Source organism: Actinokineospora sp. NPDC051303 (genome assembly GCF_055586285.1).
The window spans coordinates 1-16,754 of sequence record NZ_JBVJIN010000015.1 but is presented as its reverse complement, the minus strand read 5'-3'; the positions used below and the strand labels follow the sequence as shown (position 1 = coordinate 16,754).

General features: G+C 69.6%; 13 protein-coding genes and 1 pseudogene. 7 read left to right on the top strand and 7 right to left on the bottom strand.

Annotated features, from left to right (window positions below; genetic code table 11):
* Positions 1 to 116 precede the first annotated feature (116 nt).
* On the bottom strand, positions 117 to 1,043 hold the full coding sequence (locus ACZ6SD_RS13940; protein ID WP_465317311.1) for a hypothetical protein: 927 nt from the start codon (positions 1,041 to 1,043) through the stop codon (positions 117 to 119).
* The gene (locus ACZ6SD_RS13935; RefSeq protein ID WP_465317310.1) at positions 1,040 to 2,059 is read right to left on the bottom strand and encodes a MerR family transcriptional regulator; all 1,020 of its coding nucleotides are present in this window, start codon (positions 2,057 to 2,059) and stop codon (positions 1,040 to 1,042) included. The genes ACZ6SD_RS13940 and ACZ6SD_RS13935 overlap by 4 nt, the downstream gene beginning before the upstream one ends.
* A 300-nt stretch (positions 2,060 to 2,359) precedes the next feature.
* Between ACZ6SD_RS13935 and ACZ6SD_RS13930 the strand changes: the two genes are divergently transcribed.
* Positions 2,360 to 2,659 (top strand): WhiB family transcriptional regulator, encoded by a 300-nt coding sequence (locus ACZ6SD_RS13930; RefSeq protein WP_091457813.1) that lies wholly within the window; start codon positions 2,360 to 2,362, stop codon positions 2,657 to 2,659.
* A 102-nt stretch (positions 2,660 to 2,761) separates the two neighbouring features.
* Here the strand turns inward: ACZ6SD_RS13930 and groL are convergent, their stop codons facing one another.
* On the bottom strand, positions 2,762 to 4,387 hold the full coding sequence (gene groL / locus ACZ6SD_RS13925; RefSeq protein WP_465317309.1) for a chaperonin GroEL: 1,626 nt from the start codon (positions 4,385 to 4,387) through the stop codon (positions 2,762 to 2,764).
* Between the two features lie 78 nt (positions 4,388 to 4,465).
* On the bottom strand, positions 4,466 to 4,759 hold the full coding sequence (gene groES / locus ACZ6SD_RS13920) for a co-chaperone GroES (protein ID WP_026316263.1): 294 nt from the start codon (positions 4,757 to 4,759) through the stop codon (positions 4,466 to 4,468).
* Between the two features lie 228 nt (positions 4,760 to 4,987).
* On the opposite strand from groES, the gene ACZ6SD_RS13915 reads away from it, so the two are divergent.
* A complete protein-coding gene (locus ACZ6SD_RS13915; protein ID WP_465317308.1) occupies positions 4,988 to 5,977 on the top strand; it encodes a HEAT repeat domain-containing protein in 990 nt (329 codons plus the stop codon).
* 17 nt (positions 5,978 to 5,994) lie between these two features.
* Here ACZ6SD_RS13915 and ACZ6SD_RS13910 read toward each other — a convergent pair whose 3' ends face one another.
* Together ACZ6SD_RS13910 and ACZ6SD_RS13905 are read right to left on the bottom strand one after the other, a co-directional pair.
* Positions 5,995 to 7,245, bottom strand: coding sequence for an acyltransferase family protein (locus ACZ6SD_RS13910; protein ID WP_465317307.1), 1,251 nt, complete (start codon positions 7,243 to 7,245; stop codon positions 5,995 to 5,997).
* Positions 7,242 to 9,215: a glycosyltransferase gene (locus ACZ6SD_RS13905; protein ID WP_465317306.1), complete on the bottom strand. Its 1,974-nt coding sequence runs from the start codon at positions 9,213 to 9,215 to the stop codon at positions 7,242 to 7,244. The genes ACZ6SD_RS13910 and ACZ6SD_RS13905 overlap by 4 nt, the downstream gene beginning before the upstream one ends.
* 376 nt (positions 9,216 to 9,591) lie before the next feature.
* On the opposite strand from ACZ6SD_RS13905, the gene ACZ6SD_RS13900 reads away from it, so the two are divergent.
* Positions 9,592 to 10,077 (top strand): GNAT family N-acetyltransferase, encoded by a 486-nt coding sequence (locus tag ACZ6SD_RS13900; protein WP_465317305.1) that lies wholly within the window; start codon positions 9,592 to 9,594, stop codon positions 10,075 to 10,077.
* On the opposite strand, the gene ACZ6SD_RS13895 is transcribed toward ACZ6SD_RS13900, so the two are convergent.
* The gene (locus ACZ6SD_RS13895) at positions 10,070 to 10,978 is read right to left on the bottom strand and encodes a patatin-like phospholipase family protein (protein ID WP_465317304.1); all 909 of its coding nucleotides are present in this window, start codon (positions 10,976 to 10,978) and stop codon (positions 10,070 to 10,072) included. The genes ACZ6SD_RS13900 and ACZ6SD_RS13895 overlap by 8 nt on opposite strands.
* 105 nt (positions 10,979 to 11,083) lie before the next feature.
* Here ACZ6SD_RS13895 and ACZ6SD_RS13890 point away from each other — a divergent pair.
* From ACZ6SD_RS13890 to ACZ6SD_RS13875, 4 genes and pseudogenes are all read left to right on the top strand, one after another.
* A pseudogene (locus ACZ6SD_RS13890) lies at positions 11,084 to 12,606 on the top strand (alkaline phosphatase D family protein).
* Positions 12,607 to 12,707: 101 nt separating this feature from the next.
* The gene (locus tag ACZ6SD_RS13885) at positions 12,708 to 14,594 is read left to right on the top strand and encodes an N-acetylmuramoyl-L-alanine amidase (RefSeq protein WP_465317303.1); all 1,887 of its coding nucleotides are present in this window, start codon (positions 12,708 to 12,710) and stop codon (positions 14,592 to 14,594) included.
* Positions 14,595 to 15,751: 1,157 nt separating this feature from the next.
* Positions 15,752 to 16,417: a GntR family transcriptional regulator gene (locus ACZ6SD_RS13880; RefSeq protein ID WP_465317302.1), complete on the top strand. Its 666-nt coding sequence runs from the start codon at positions 15,752 to 15,754 to the stop codon at positions 16,415 to 16,417.
* Positions 16,408 to 16,754, top strand: a 347-nt coding sequence (locus ACZ6SD_RS13875) for a transposase (protein WP_465317301.1), incomplete at its 3' end; no start/stop codon positions are given. The genes ACZ6SD_RS13880 and ACZ6SD_RS13875, both read left to right, overlap by 10 nt.

Sequence of the window (16,754 nt, the reverse complement as noted above, 5' to 3'; positions counted from 1 at the left end):
CTCCTTCCTGCAGCCGAGTGACGTTCCAATTCCCTATCGGACGCCGCGGGCCCAACCTTGACACGATCCGGTGGTAAATCTGTCAACTAATCCGCCGGATGACCGTCTGGGTGTGTTCACCTGTTCGGAGCAAGGGCAAACATCCAGGTAGGAACCCATGGCGAGGATTCCGCCGACTGGCGGGCGCTCGGGTCGGCGTGTCGTAACACACAGTGCAGGGCAGCCGCGGCGACCCTGCGGTGCCCGACCGCGCCATCGGGGTCGAGGTCGGCCAGCACGAGCGCGCTGGGCCAGACCAGCGGCCGCAGCCCGTGCCGCTGGGCCGCCGCCAGCGCGGCCGTGATCGACTCCCGGGCCTCGTCCACCTCGCCCGCCGCCGCGAGCGCCGCGCCGAGCACCAGCGCGGACTTGGCCTGGTGGCGGACCGAGGCCGATCGCGCCGCGGCCAGCTCGGCGGCCCGCGCGGGCGCGACGGCCGCGGCGGCGCGCCCGGCGGACAGCTCGATCTCAGCGGCCACCCAGCCGCGCCGGATCACCGCGCGCCAGCCCGCGTCGGCCGAGGTCGCTTCGATTCCGAACAGGCGGCGCGCCTCGTCCGGGCGGCCCAGCCCGACGGCGTCGGCGGCGAGCCCGAGCAGGACATCGGACCGGGCGGCGCGGACGTCGGCGCCCTCGGGCGCGGCCGGGTCGCCCACGCGATCCGAATGGTCCTCATCGATGCCGCCGGGGTTCAGCAGGCAGGCGCGGGCGAGGGCGCGCAGCCCGGTCCCGTCGAGACCGCGCGCGCCCGCGTGGTCGCCGAGCTGTCTGCGGTGCGAGGCGAGGGTCGCCGCGGCCAGCGCGGCGAGCACGGGGTCGGGCCCGCAGATCAGCGGCCACAGCCGCGTGGCCGCCGCGGCGTAGTGGCCCCGGCCACCCAGAGCGACCGCTGCCAGCCAGGACTCCCGGGGCGGTGATTCCCGTGGCGCCACGGCTGGGGGACATGAGCCGGGCTCAGGACCGAAAGCCGCGTCCCACGGCTGCGCCCAATCGGGGTCACTCACGTGGTGGAGTCCCGGTCACCGAGAACGAACGACTCGATGCGCTCGACCGCGCCCGCGAGGTCGTCGAGGCGCTCGGCGCGGCCGGGCAGGTCGACGTCGAACCAGCCGGGGCCGCAGGCGAACAGGTGCACACGCTGGCGGGTCCTGGGCACGTCGAGCAGGGTCCGGGCGTCGGCGTGGCCGGGCACCTGCGCCCAGACCGCGACCGCCGCGGGCGCGGTCCTACGCACCGCGGCGGCGAGCGCCTGGCCCGGGACGGCGGCGCCGAGCATGAGCGTGCCGACATCACGTCGGGCAAGAGCGGCGCGCAGCACATAGAGCGGAAGGCTATGCGTCTCGCCGGGCACACAGCAGAGCAGCACCGGCCGCGGATTGCGGGGTCTTGGCACAAGAGGGGTCGCGCGGATCATCGCGGCCAGGACGCACTCGTTGACCATGTGCTCGATCTCGACGCAGTCGCCCGCGTACGCCCACCGGCTCTCGACCGCGGCCAGGACCGGCCGGACGACGCCGTCCCACACGGCGACGACCCCCTCGGCCGCGATCGCGTCGGCGATCATCCGCTGGACCGACTCGTCGTCCATGGCCATCGCCGCCCGTCCCAGGCCGCGGGCAGCGGGTGAGCCGCCGGGAAGCGGCAGGCGCCTGCCGCCATGGTGATTGGTCGGGTGGTTGCTCGACCGGTCGGCCGGGACGCGCTCGGCGATCCGGTCGAGTTCGGCCTCCTCCGACTCGCCGGTGGCGCGCAGCGCGTACTCGGCGGCCTCCGCGGGCGCGGCGCCCTTGAGCAGCGCGCGCTGCATGACCTCCAGCCGGGCGATGTCGGCCGGGGCGTAGCGGCGGTGGCTGCCGGTGGTGTGCCCGGTGGGGCCGACGCCGTAGCGGCGGTCCCAGGTGCGCAGCGTCGACGGGGCGATGCCCAGCCGCCGCGCGACGGCGGCCACCGGCAGCGGCGGCCCGGTGGCGGCGGTCACGTCCTCGGCGCCCACGGAGTCTGAGGAGTTCTCAGAGTCCACAGAGGTCTCGATAACGGTGTCACCACCGGAAACGTCCGCGAGGGAGGCATCCCCCTTGGTCGACCCGCCCGTTCTCACCGGCTCGGATGCGGTCACCATACCCCCATCGTCGGGTGACATCCGGTGTCCGGCAACTGGATACATGACCACGCTGCGTCTACCGGGTGATGCCGATCGGCTGAATCGACCAACCAATGAGTCGATCACCCTTGAACAAGCATTGGCGCGGTTCTAGCGTGGTAACCGCTGCACCGAATGGAGTATTGACTCTCCCAGCCCACTGACATGGAGGCGGCCGCCATGGCGGACACACGCAGGCTCCCCGGTCCGAACGCCGACGTGTGGGACTGGCAGTTGGACGGCTCGTGCAGAGGCATGGACAGCGCGTTCTTCTTCCACCCCGACGGAGAGCGCGGCCCGGCCCGCGCGCGCCGGGAGGCCAAGGCCAAGGCCATCTGCCACGCCTGCCCGGTGCTCTCGCTGTGCCGCAGCCACGCGCTGGCCGTGCACGAGCCCTACGGCATCTGGGGCGGGCTCTCGGAGTCCGAACGCGAGGCGATCATCAAGACCGGCAAGCGCACCCTGGCCGTGGCCAAGTGACTCCCGGCGCCGCCTGACCACAACACCCCCGGCCTGACCACAACACCCCCCGATGGCGAAGGGCCCGGTCGCGAGACCGGGCCCTTCGTTTTGCTGGCTGGGTCAGTGACCGTGGCCGTGCCCGTGCCCGTGGCCCGCGCCACCGGCGGGCTCGTCTTCCTTCTTCTCCACGACGGAGACCTCGGTGGTGAGGACCATCCGCGCGATGGAGGCGGCGTTGGCCACCGCGGAGCGGGTGACCTTCACCGGGTCCACGACACCGGCGGCGAGCAGGTCGCCGTAGGTGAGCGTGGCCGCGTTGAAGCCCTGGCCCCAGGGCAGCTCGCGGACCTTGTTCACCACGACCGCGCCCTCCTGGCCGCCGTTGGCGGCGATCCAGAACAGCGGCGCGGACAGCGCCTCGCGGACGATGGCGACACCGGTCGCCTCGTCGCCGGTGAGGTCGAGGTTGCCCTCAAGCTCCTTGGCGACCTGGACCAGCGCGGAGCCGCCGCCGGGGACGATGCCCTCCTCGACGGCCGCCTTCGTGGCCGCGACGGCGTCCTCGATGCGGTGCTTGCGCTCGGCCAGCTCGGTCTCGGTTGCCGCGCCGACCTTCACCACGGCGATGCCGCCGGAGAGCTTGGCCAGCCGCTCCTGGAGCTTCTCGCGGTCCCAGTCGGAGTCGGTCGCCTCGATCTCCTTGCGGAGCTGCTCGGCGCGCCCGGCGATGTCGGCCTTGTCGCCGCCGCCGTCGATGATGGTCGTGTCGTCCTTGGTGACCACGACGCGGCGGGCGGTGCCCAGCGAGTCGAGGGTCGCCTCGGACAGCTTGAGGCCGACCTCGGCGGCGATGACCTGGCCGCCGGTGACGACGGCGAGGTCGTCGAGGAACGCCTTGCGGCGGTCGCCGAAGAACGGCGCCTTGACCGCGACGGCCTTGATCGTCTTGCGCAGGGCGTTGACGACCAGGGTCGAGAGCGCCTCGCCCTCGACGTCCTCGGCGATGATCAGCACCGACTTGCCGCTCTCGGCGACCTTCTCCAGGACCGGCAGCAGGTCGGCCAGCGCCGAGATCTTCTCGCGGTGCAGGAGGATGTAGGCGTCCTCCAGCACGGCTTCCTGGGCCTCGGCGTCGGTGGCGAAGTGGGCGGAGACGAAGCCCTTGTCGAACTGCACGCCCTCGGTGATGACGAGTTCGGTGGCCAGCGTGGAGGACTCCTCCACGGTGATCACGCCGTCCTCGCCGACCTTCTCGATGGCCTCGCCGAGCAGCGCGCCGATCGAGGCGTCCCGGGACGCGACGGTGCCGACCTGGGCCACGTTGTCGCGGCCCTTGACCGGAGTGGCCTTCGCCTTGAGGGCGGCGACCACCGCGTCGGACGCGGCCTGGATGCCCCGGCCGATCGCGGTCGGGTTGGCCCCGGCGGCGACGTTGCGCAGGCCGACGCGCACCAGCGCCTGGGCCAGCACGGTCGCGGTGGTGGTGCCGTCACCGGCGACGTCGTTGGTCTTCGTGGCGACGTTCTTGGCGAGCTGGGCGCCCAGGTTCTCGAAGGCGTCCTCAAGCTCGATCTCACGGGCGATCGTGACACCGTCGTTGGTGACGGTGGGACCGCCGAACTTCTTGGCGAGCACGACGTGGCGCCCGCGCGGGCCGAGAGTGACCTTGACCGTGTCGGCGAGCTTGTTCACCCCGCGCTCAAGGGCCCGACGAGCGTCCTCGTCGAAATTGATCTGCTTGGGCATTGATTACCTCTCGTATGCGAGAACGCCCCGGGTGCCCCGAACGGGGCCGCCGGGGCGCTCTGCTGGTCAGCCGGACGTCTAGTTGATGACGGCCAGCACGTCGCGAGCGGAGAGGATGAGGTACTCCTCGCCGTTGTACTTGACCTCAGTGCCGCCGTACTTGGAGTAGATGACGACGTCACCGACCGCCACGTCCACGGGGACGCGGTTGCCCTTGTCGTCGATCCGGCCGGGGCCGACAGCCAGGACCTTGCCCTCCTGGGGCTTCTCCTTGGCGGTGTCGGGGATGACCAGACCGGAGGCGGTCGTGGCCTCGGCCTCGCTCGCCTGGACGACGATCTTGTCCTCGAGCGGCTTGATGTTCACGCTCACCGCTGTGACCTCCACGGGTCGTCGAAAGCGTTGGCAGGTACCTGATACAGCTCGCGTGGCGCCACTGTCGACGCCGCGCGTTTACGGCTCCTGCCACCCCGCCGTCGCGGGTGCCGGGGCGGTACTGGCGCCGTGCGTCTAGCACTCTACCCAGGCGACTGCTAACGCCGCAACGCGCCCCCCGGATGACAGGAGTCCCGGCCAGCGGGCCTCGGGCGGCCGAACACCGTGCTCGTCATCGCCGACGACCTCGGCTGGGCCGACGTGCGCACCGGCCGGGCGAACCAGGGCTCCGCGAACCGTGCAACGAGACCCCGGCCATCGACCGGCTCGCGAACGAGGGCATGGCCTTCGACAACTGTCTTCTACTACTCCGACAACGGCGGCGTGCTGCCGAGAACCAAGCGGTTCTGCTACGACGGCGGTCTGCGCACGCCGTTGGTGGTGCGCTTCGGCAGGCGCTGGTCGCACCTGTCGCCGTACCGGCCCGGGGCCCGGGTCACGCGCCCGGTCAGCGGCGTCGACCTGCCGGTGACGGTGCTCGGCCTGGTGGGCGCGCGGGCGCCGCCGCTCGCGCAGGGCAAACGGTTCCTCGGGCCCGACCCCCAGCCACGCCGCTACGCGTTCTCGGTGCGCGACCGCATAGGCGAGACCTACGACATGCGGCGCACCGTGCGGGACGCGCGCTACCGCTACATCCGCAACTACCTGCCGCATCGGATCTACGGCCAGCACGTGGCCTACCAGTTCAGGCAGGCGGGCTATGGCGAATGGCGGGACCGCTACGTCGCCGGGGAACTCAACGAGGCGCAGAGCCGATTCTGGCGGCGCAAGCCCGCGGAGGAGTTGTACGACCTGCACCGCGACCAGGACGAGGTCCACAACCTCGCCGCCGACCCCGGCCACGCCCGGGTCCTGAGCAGACTGCGCGCCGCGCTCGCCGAGGACCCGTCGACGCACGTGCGGCTCCAAGCCGCCGAAACGCTCGCGCTCCTGGACGAGCCGGGCGCGGTCGAGTGGCTGGGCTCGACGCTGACCGACCACGACCACCCCAGCGTGCGCCTGCGGGCCGCGAACGCGCTCGCCGCTCTCGGCGCCCGCGGCCGGGTCGTGGCCGACCGGCTCCGCCAGGCGAGGACCGACCCCGACCCGAACGTCGCGGCCAAGGCCGAGCACGCCGTGGACGTCCTGGAAGGCCGAGCGCCCGAACTCGGCTGACCCGCGGGCCAGGAGCGCTAGGCGCGGCCGTTGTGGCTTGGGTTGACCGGGCTCGTGCTGGGCAGGGGGAGGTAGTAGTCGCGCGGGCGGCCCTGGGAGTCGAAAGCGCCCATGATCCGCTGCGCGGGGACTTCGATGATGCGGTAGCTCAGGTACGCGATCGGGACCGAGACGGCGACCAGCACGACCGCGGTGACGTAGAACGCCGTCGGGTCGCCGGGCCGAGGCAGGAGCCGGGTGCCGTCGATGACGCGCAGGATCGGCTCGTGCCAGAGGTAGAGGCTGTAGCTGACCGTGCTCAGGGACACCATGGGCGCCCAGCGCAGCCAGCGGGGGCCGTCGGCGAGGCTGAGCGCGGTGGCGCCGATGACCAGCATGATGCCGGTGCCGAAGAACGTGTGCGAGAACGTCTCCGGCATGTGGTTGTACCGCAGCCACAGCCCCAGGGTGATCACGCCAGCGCCGGTCAGGCCGACCAGGGTGCGGACCGCGGCGTTGGGCCACCGCAGGCCCGCGGCGCACGCGATGGCCAGCAGCAGGCCGATGGCGAAGATGTCCAGCTTGGCGATCGGGTTGAACCAGATCGACCAGCCGTCCACCGGGAACCGCATCGCGTAGACGGCCCAGAACTTGTAGGCGAGGCTGATCCCGATGAGGACCGCCGCGCCGGCCAGCAGCGCGCCGACCTTGGCGCCCTTCGACCGCATACCCGGGAGACGCCGCTGCGCCCAGGCGCCGAGAACGGCCAAGAGGACGTAGAAGTACGCCTCGACGCCGAGAGTCCACGCGGGACCGTTGGTGTAGAAGATCTTCTCGTTGCTCCAGACGTGGGTGAACGTCAGGTGCAGCAGCAGGTCCCGCCAATCGCCGGGCAGCACCGGATTGCTGATTGCCCAGACAACCAAGACCACGATCAGGTAGAGCGGGATGAGCCGGACGGCCCGGCGCAGCAGGAAAGCCCTGGCCGGTTTCGGCTTGCCCACGCCGAGGGCGGCCTTGGCGTAGGGGTAGCCGAGCAGGAAGCCGGACAGGATGAAGAACATGTCGACCAACATGTCCGTGTTCATCAGAACGTGGTGCCAGACCGTGCCTTCCAGCGGCCAGAACCAGTGCTGCCCGTAGCGGTTGTGCTGGTAGGCGTGGAACACGACCACCACGATGGCCGCCACCGCGCGGTACCCCTCCAGGTTGAACTTTCCCTGCTGGGGTTTGGCCGGTCCGGACGTGGGCTGCCCGGGGTTCGGCAGTGGAGGGTTCGACTCGGTCATGACGGGCCCCGTTTCGACGCCGACTGCCGCGGGGTCACGATCCACTGGCGCTCGCCGAGGAGTTCCTTGATGTGGGCGACGCGGCTGATGAGGTTTTTCATCTCGGTGTAGAAGAAGGTCGAGATGAATAGATAAGCCACGAACCACCGCTTGTTCTTACGGATTTCCGGTGCCGCGAGCCGCCACGAGAATAGCACCATCACGGGACCCGCCGAGAGCGTGTAGAGCGACGTTAGCACGAATGTGGGAATCGCCCAATCGAGGTTCTCCGGACCACCGGCACGCCAGGCCAGGAACGCCACCACCGGAATCATTTGCACTGACAACCATGGGTACAACTCGCGCCACCCGAGAAGGAACGCGGTGCCCACCTTGTTGCGCTTGCTCAATTGGGTCGAGCGCAGCGCCGCGGCGAGGTGCCGACGCGACACCTGGCTCCAGCCCTGCGCCCACCGCATGCGCTGGTTCCACAGGGCGCGCATGGTGACCGGGGCGAGCTCCCGGCTGAGCAGCAGCGGGTCGTAGACCAGTTTGTGGCCGCTGAGCAGGGCGCGGAACGAGGAGTCGATGTCTTCGGTGAGCATGTGGCCGTGCATCCGCACGTCCCGCAGCACCGCGGTGGTCCAGAACCCGTTCGACCCGCCGAACAGGCCGAACTGGTGCAACTGCGCCCGCCCGGAGTGGCTGACGCCGTAAATGGACTCGAACTCCACCGCCACGGTGCGCGAGACCCAGGACTCGGCGCCATTGCGAATGACGCAATGCCCCTGCACGACGTCCGCGCCCGCGTTGAGCCAGTGCCACGCGCGGCGGTAAGCGTCCGGGCTGGGCTGGTGGTCGGCGTCGAACACGCCGGTGAACACGCCGGTGACCACCTGCAACGCGGCATTGATGTTCTGCGACTTCGAGGTGGACCCCTCGACGCGCAGCAGCACCAGCCTGCGGTCGCGGGCGGCCAAGGCCCGCAGTTCGTCCTCTACCGGCAGGTCGTACGGAGTGTTGTAAGCCAGCACCACCTGCAACCGGCCCGGATAGTCCTGGGCCAGGAAAGCGCGCAGCGTGTCGACGATCGTCGCGGCCTCGTTGGGCAGGTAAGCGGCGATGACGGCGGACGCCTGCGGGTAGTGGTCGGGGGCCTTGGGCAGCTTCGGCGGGTCCAGCGCGTGCAGACCCTCGGCCCAGATCAGCGCGGAGGTCACCACCAGGGCCAGGGTGACCAGCAGATACGCAGGCGTCGCCAGGTCGATGCCGAGTTCGTACATGCCCAGCAACACCAGGAACGGCGCGACGATGCCCAGCACCACGGTCAGCAGCGCCTGCAGGATGTTGCGCACCGACTTGGGCAGGAAGGTCTTGGGGATCGCGGGCTGGTCCGGCCGCCAGCGGCGCGGGATCAGGTCGAGGTGGGTGCCCGCGACGTCGCCCGCCTCGATGGCGCGGCGCAGCAGGTCGCCGGGGGTCTTGCCGATGACCGCGCTGGTCCAGCCGCAGATCGGGGTGACCTCGATGGTCTGGTCGCCGAGCCGGATGATGGTCCGGGCGATGCGCGAGATCATGCCGCCGAGCCTGCGGCTGACCTGCCGGTCCGCGGTGCCGCGCAGCAGCACGACGATGCCCTCGTGCTCGTCGAGGCCGATGAGTTCGTGCTGGGCGAGTTCGGCGCTGAGCGTGGCCGCGACCCGGTCGTAGACCTGGGCCAGGCCAGCGCGGCCGAACCTGGCTGTGATGCGGTCGCGCTCGGCGATGCGGATGACGGCGACCACCGGGGCCCGGCGGGAGCGCTCACCGGCGGCGAAGACGTCGGCGACCTCGCGCTGCCAGGTCCCCACGTCGGCCCACTGGTGCCGCTGCGGGTACCACTCCCCGGCGCGGGCATAGCGGGGCGGGCGCAGAGTTCGCACGTCGGGTGCGGTCAACTCGCCCGACGCGGCGCCCGACGATTCGAGGTCGATCGGGCCGCCGGTCAGCATCGCATTCCTCGAATACGGAAGTTTTTCGGGTCCGAGACCGCGCATCCAGCCCCTCTGGGACCGAACGCGCGGGGCAGCAAGCTGACGCCGACATTCAGACCAAATGTGATGCGCATCATCAGCTAAATCACCCGATCGAGTAGTAACGATGACCTACGCGGGAAGTTCCTCATACAGACTGCTATCGCACTCACCCACTAGTGTCAACGCTAGTCTTTTCGATCAGGTGAATTGTTGCTCAAAGCTGCGATCATGAGAGGAGACTTGTGCCGATGGTGACAAGTCGGCCGTCCGGTCTAGCGTCAGCAGCGGCCAAGTGGCCTACCACAGGTCCCCGCACTCCGCCGAACGGGCCGACAACGGAGACAGGGGTCGGATGATCAGGCAGGTGCGCCCGGCGGACTTCGAGCGGCTCCGCGAGATCGAGCATGCCGCCGGACTCCTCTTCCGGGATGTCGGGATGGCTTTTATCGCGGATTTCCCACTGCCACCCGACGACTACCTCCGCGATTTCCTCGGCCGGTCTTGGGTAGCCGAGACCGACCGCGTCGGTGGGTATCTGTTGGCCGAAGAGATCGGCGGTTGCGCCCACATCGCGCAGGTAAGCGTAGATCCGATATACCGGGGACAAGGGCTTGGTAAAAAGTTGATCGATCACCTATCCGACTGGGCCAAGACCCAAGGACTGGGTGCTCTCACATTGACGACTTACCGAGATGTCCCGTGGAACTTTCCATACTACCGACGCATCGGTTTCCGGCTAATCGAACCAACTTCTGAACTCCAACGGCTGATAGACCACGAAGCCACGCTCGGGCTCGACCCGGCCGCCCGGGTCTGCCTGCGGCGCGAGCTCAGCTGAGCGCGGCCACCGCGGCCGCCCGGCCCAGTTCGACGGCCCGCCGCAACAGGTCGGTGTCGCGGGAAAGGCGCGGCACCTCCGGCGCGGACGCGGGCGGGCGCACCTGCAGGATCGACGGGTGATCGGCCAGGTGCTCGTCGTCGGCGCGCTGCCGGTGGTGCCGGTCGACCCAGCCCGCGAGCGCACCCGGAGCCACCCGGCGCAGATAGCCCGCGACCACCGCGGTCTCCAGCCGCGACGACGACGCCGCGGTCCACCCCGCGCGGCGGGTCCGCAGCACCAGCACGTCGGTGGCGCCGTCGGCTACCGCCGTCCGGTAAGGGATGGCCTCCGCCAATCCCGCGTCTATCCAGTACCGGCCGCCTAGCTCTACCGGGCGGCCGGAAAGCAGCGGCAGGCCGGTGCTGGCGCGCAACGCGAGTTGCAGGGTCCGCTGGTCGTGGATGTACGGACGCAGGTCCACCGCGGCGCCGGTCCGCGCGTCGGTGGCCAGCGGGTGGAAGGTGATCGGGTTGGCCAGGATCGCCGCGAAGTTCATCGGCACCGCCTCGTACACCACGTGCACCAGGTGCTCGGTGTCCACGACCCGCCCCCGGCGCAGCGCCCGCCAGGGGTTGGTGACCCGGCGCATCACGGCCGGGTCGGACCAGCCGAGAACGCCCACCTGGGCCTGTCCGCCGAGGAACCACGCGCCATTGAGGGTCCCGGCCGAGGCGCCGTAGACCGCGTCGAAGCAGTCGGTGAGGCCGAGGTCGTCCAGCCCGGCGACCATGCCGCCCGCGAACGCGCCCCGGCTGCCGCCGCCCTCGATGGCCAGGGCCAGCCTGCGGCCGTCGCCGCGCCGACCCGGGCGGCTGCCCTGAGCCTTGCGGTCGCGCAGCAGCGACAACACGGGATGCACCTGCCTGACGGTAGCGCTTCACCGACCTCTCACCCCGGCGTGGGGCGAGCGACACGGCCCGGTGCAAACGTGCGGGCGGTAAACCGAACTGAGAGGTCACCTCTTATGCCCACCACCCGTCGCTCTGTGCTCGTCGGTAGTGCTGCCGCGCTCGGTTTGACCGCGCTTTCCGCGCCCGCCCTGGCCACTCCGAGCCGCAAGCTCTCCGACCCGTTCACCCTCGGCATCGCCTCCGGCGACCCGTCGTCCGACGGCGTCGTCCTGTGGACCCGGCTCGCCCAAGACCCGCTGGCCCTCGACGGGTTAGGCGCGATGCCCGACCGCGCGCTGCCCGTACAGTGGCAGGTTGCCACGGACGAGCGGTTTCACCACGTCGTTCGCGCGGGCGTGGAGTTCGCCCGGCCGGAATCGGCACACAGTGTCCACATTGAACTCGCGGGTCTGCGCCCCGGGACCGAGTACTTCTACCGCTTCCGGGTCCAGGAGCACCTTTCCGAGACCGGCCGCACCCGCACCGCCCCCGCGCCGGGGACAGTCGGCTCCGGCCTGACCATGTGCTTCGCGTCGTGCGCGCACTACGGCGAGGGCTACTTCACCGCGTACCGCAGGCTCGCCGAGGACAACCCGGACCTGGTCTTGCACCTGGGGATTACCAGTACGAGTACGCGGGTAAAGCTGCCGACGTGCGCGCGGTCGTCGGCCCGGAGACCCGCGCGCTGGCCGACTACCGGCTCCGGCACGCGCAGTACAAGAGCGACGCCGACCTGCGCGAGGCGCACCGCGTCGCCCCGTGGCTGGTCGTCTTCGATGATCACGAGATCGAGAACAACTGGGCCGACGACGTGCCCGAGCAGCCGGACCCGGCGTTCCCGCAGCGGCGCGCCGCGGCGTTTCAGGCGTACTACGAGAACATGCCGCTGCGGGCGGCGACCCGGCCCCGGGGCACGGACATGCGGCTCTACCGCAGCGTGCGGTGGGGCTCGCTGGCCACGTTCCACATGCTCGACACCCGCCAGTACCGCGACGACCAGGCGTGCGGCGACGGCACGAAGATCGACTGCGCGGAGCGGCTGAACCCGGCCCGCAGCATCACCGGGGCCGAGCAGGAGCGCTGGCTGCTCGACGGCCTGCGCGACTCGCGGGCCCGCTGGGACGTGCTGGGCCAGCAGGTGTTCTTCGCCCAGCGCGACCTGACCGCCGGTGAGCGGCAGGGATTCAGCATGGACGCCTGGGACGGGTACAAAGCCAGCCGCGACCGGGTGGCCGCCGGGCTCGGCGGGGTGCGCAACGGCGTCGTCCTCACCGGCGACGTGCACCGGCACTGGGCGGCCGAGGTCAAGGAGAGCTACGACCGGCCCGATTCCCGGGGCGTGGCGACCGAATTCGTTACCACGTCAATCACTTCCGGCGGCGACGGCAACGAGGACGCGAACGCCACCGTGCTCGCGGAGAACCCGCACCTGAAGTTCTACAAGAACCGGCGCGGCTACATCCGGACCCGGTTCACCGCCGACGAGTTGCGCGCGGACTACCGCGTGCTGCCGTACGTCCGTACCGCTGGCGCGCGGGCGGAGACGGCGGCGAGCTTCGTCGTCGCAGACCGCGATCCCAGCCTGCACCGCGTGTGACGGATACACCGACTGTGTGCATATCGGGCAACTGATTGACGCGGGCGGCCACCCGGCAGGAGAGTGATCCCCACGATCACTCCACGTCCGGGAGGCCGCCCGTGTCGCGCACCCTGGCCCTTGCCGTCGCAACCATCACGCTGACCGCCTTGGCTTCGCCGGTCGCCGCCGCCCCCGCCGACCGGCAGAGCCAGTTCCGCGCCGCCGCCGCCGAGTTCGGGGTGCCGGAGCCGGTGCTGCTCGCGGTGTCCTATCTGGAGTCGAGGTGGGACGCCAACGGCGGCCAGCCGAGCACCGCGGCCGGATACGGCCCGATGCACCTCACCGACGTGGTCACCGCCAACGCGGGCGGCAGCCATCACGACGAAGGCTCGGAAGACCCGCGCGGCGACGATTCCCGGGACCCGCTCACCCCGGAACCGGGCGAGGGCGACTTCGACTCCCCCGCGCTGCGGACCCTCGACCTCGCCGCCGGGCTCACCGGCCTGGACGCCGTCGCGCTGCGGTCCGACCCAGCGGCCAACATCCGCGGCGGCGCGGCGCTGCTCGCGCACTACCAGCGCCCGCTGGGCTCCTCGACCGACCCGGGCGCCTGGTACGGGGCGGTCGCGCGCTACAGCGGAGCCACCGCGTCCGCGCCCGCCTCCGCGTTCGCGGACGAGGTGTTTTCCGTGCTGCGCCAAGGCGTTGAGCGAGTGACCGACGACGGCCACCGCGTCCGCCTCGCCCCCGCGCCCGCGGTGCGCCCGGACACCTCCGCGCTGTCCCGACTCGGCTTGCGTGGGCAGGCGACCGGCCCGACCGACTGCCCCACAACCGTGGCCTGCGAGTGGATTCCCGCGCCGTACCAACAGTTGCCGGACAACGACTACGGCAACCACGACAAGGCGAACCGGCCGACCAGCGCGAAAATCGACTACATCGTCATCCACGACACCGAGGCCACCTGGGACACAACCCTGCGGTTGGTGCAGGACCCGACATATGTGAGCTGGCACTACTCACTGCGCAGCGCGGACGGCCTGATCGCCCAGCACGTGCCGGTCAAGGACGTGGGCTGGCACGCGGGAAACTGGTACGTCAACGGCAAATCGATCGGCTTGGAGCACGAGGGCTTCGCGGCGCAGGGGTCCTGGTACACCGAGGCGATGTACCGGACATCGGCGAAACTGGTGCGGCATCTGGCGGCGAAGTATCGGATTCCGTTGGACCGGGCGCACATCATCGGGCACGACAATGTGCCCGGGACCGTTCCAGCCACCGTGCGCGGAATGCATTGGGACCCAGGTCCTTATTGGGACTGGGGCCACTACTTCGATTTGCTGGGCGCGCCGCTGCGGGCTGAGGTCGGCCCTTGGTCGCCGCTGGTGATGGTCAATCCGGACTACGCTGCCAACCGGCCCGCCTTCTTCGGTTGCGACGCCGCCAATCCGGGTGCGCTGTGCCCGGCGCGGGGATCGACGTCGGTGATCCTGCGGACTTCCCCCCGTGACGACGCTCCGCTCTTGGCGGATATCGGGCTGCGGCCGGACGGCTCCCCGGCGACCATGCACATCTCCGACCACGGGAGCCGGGTGGACGCTGGGCAGCGGTTTGCTGTCGCCGAGCGGCGGGGTGCGTGGACCGCGGTGTGGTACCTGGGGCAGAAGGGGTGGCTGCGGAGTCGGGACGTGGTCCCGGTGCGGGGAACGCTGCTGACGCCCGCGCGGGGGAAGGCGACGATTCCGGTGTATGGACGGGCGTATCCGGAGGCCGCGGCTTATCCGGCGCATATTCCGGTGCAGAACGTGGTGCCGTTGCAGTACACACTGTCGGCGGGGCAGTGGTATTCGGTCGGGTTGTCCACTCCGTCGGAGTATTACTGGGCTGTTTCTTTTGATTCCTCGAACCATACTGTGGTTCGGGGGGAGAAGTATTACGAGATCCAGTTCGGGCACCGGGTCGCGTTTGTGAAAGCTGCTGACGTGCGGCTGGTGCGGTTGGGGTGATTGGGGCTCTTGCTTGGGTGGAGTGGCTTCCGGGCTGGCTGGGCTGTGGGGGTTGCTCGATGGGCGGGGGGAGTTTCCCTCCCTGCTTGGCGCTTGGTGTTGGGGGGCGCTGCGCCGCCGAATAGTGGACTCGTCACGACCCGCACGACAAGTGCCCTGGTAGGCCGCATCGAACAGTGGCCTACCAGGGCACCGTGCCGTCCCCCTCACCCCGGAGACGTGAGCGTTCAAAGAACAGGCGGTCAGTCAGCGATCGCAGGCAGTGGCTGCCGAGGACCGCCCTGTGCATGACCACGCTCGGTCATTATCGAACCTCCAGTTCAATAGAGGGCGCACAGGAGAAATGGTCAACCGCCATCGCGTGTCACGAGCGAACTCACCGTTCCGAGCAATCATCGATTCGCCGCCAATCCGCAGTTGGGATCAATTTGTCGCGAACCACTCATTGCCCATTTAATGATCGAGCTCAACCTCTTCCGCGCTAGCCTTAACCCTATCGAGCCATACCAAGTGGACCTGACTGACTTCTGATGAACTACGGCGCTTAAACAGGGCTGGGACCGTGTCGACGCCTGGGACTTCAGACGAAAGCCGCCCTCCACAGAGGTGACCTCGGCCCCGATCTTCGTAGGCGAGGCCGTAGCCAGCGACGCTGGCGTCTTGGGCGTCGCCGTATTCCGCCACGATGGCGAACAGCCGGGGAGCCTCGCAAATCGCCAACTCACGCATAAGGCTGACAAACTCATCCCTGCTCCACAGCGGTACTGCCACAGTTGGTGTGACCTGCTCAGCAGCCAACTCATTCACAAGTTCTTCCTTTCTACACCGCAGATCGGATCAGCCAACCCATCGCCGCACTACACGATCATGTGCTACTCCTTGTTCGTCGGCACTGCTCCGCGCGACCTTCACTGAGGCTGTTGGCCAGGTACGCGGCTTCATACGGATCAAGTCGGATTTGCTCACCAGGCGGTGGGATGACAACGACCTCGCCGCCATCGAGCAAGACGAGCACAGAGCGCTCACGTCCGGCGAAATCACGGCCGCTCGGCAACACAACTGGCCAAGACCAGTGAAGCGAATCAGCCTGTCGTGTTAACGGTGGGTAGTCTTGGTGAGCCTAGGTATCTGCTTGTGCTGACTAGAGGGAGCGGAGAGTGAGCGCGGCGATCGACGAGTCCAGCGGCGTGCCGGTCTACCGGCAGCTCGCGGACGTTCTGCGCCACCGCATCCGGGACGGAAGGTATCCGCCTGGCGCGCAGCTGCCATCCGAACGTGAGCTCGTGGCCGAGTTTGAGGTTTCCCGGCCGACTGTGCGGCAGGCGATCGGACTGCTTCAGCAGTCTGGCGAGGTGCTGGTCGAGCATGGGCGCGGCGCGTTCGTGCGGCCAGCCGTGACCGTGCGGCGGCTTGCGCGTACTCGGTTGGCGCGGGAAGCGCGTGATCAGGACCGTGGTGCGTTTCTTGGTGACGCGGCGGCAGGCGGGTGGGAAGCGTCGGTGAGCACGCGGGTGCGGTTTGAGCACGCCGACGACGACACCGCTCGGCTTCTCGCTGTGCGGGCGGGGGCAGAGTTGTGTGTCCGCGATCGGGTAATGAGTGCCGATGGTGAGCCCGTGCAGTTGGCGGTGTCCATGTTCGCCCGGGAACTCACGCGCGGGACCGCGATCGAAGAGGTCGACACCGGACCGGGTGGGGTGTATGCGCGACTGGAAGAAGCCGGGCATGTCCTCGTTCGGTTTGAAGAGCTTGGCCTCAACCGGTCGGTGCGACACTGTGGGATGATCATGGGGACTGATCGGAGTGTCGCCTGGTGGCGTTGAACGTGCCGTTGTCCTCGGACGAGCGAGAGACGATCTCCCGGGAGCTGGCCGTTGGCCGCTCTCACCGGAAGATCGGGTTGTTGTTGGGCAGGCATCACTCGGTGATCTCCCGGGAGGTCGCCCGCAACGGCGGCAACCGGAAATACCGGGCGACCGCGGCGGGGAAGCGGGCCAGGGCGATGCGGGCTCGGCCGAAGGACCGGAAACTGGAGCGGCCGGGCCGGGTCCGCGACTACGTGGTTGCGGGGTTGCGGGCCAGGTGGTCCCCGGGGCAGATCGCGACCCGACTACGCGCCGATCACCCTGATGATGGGGAGATGCGTATCTCGCACGAGAC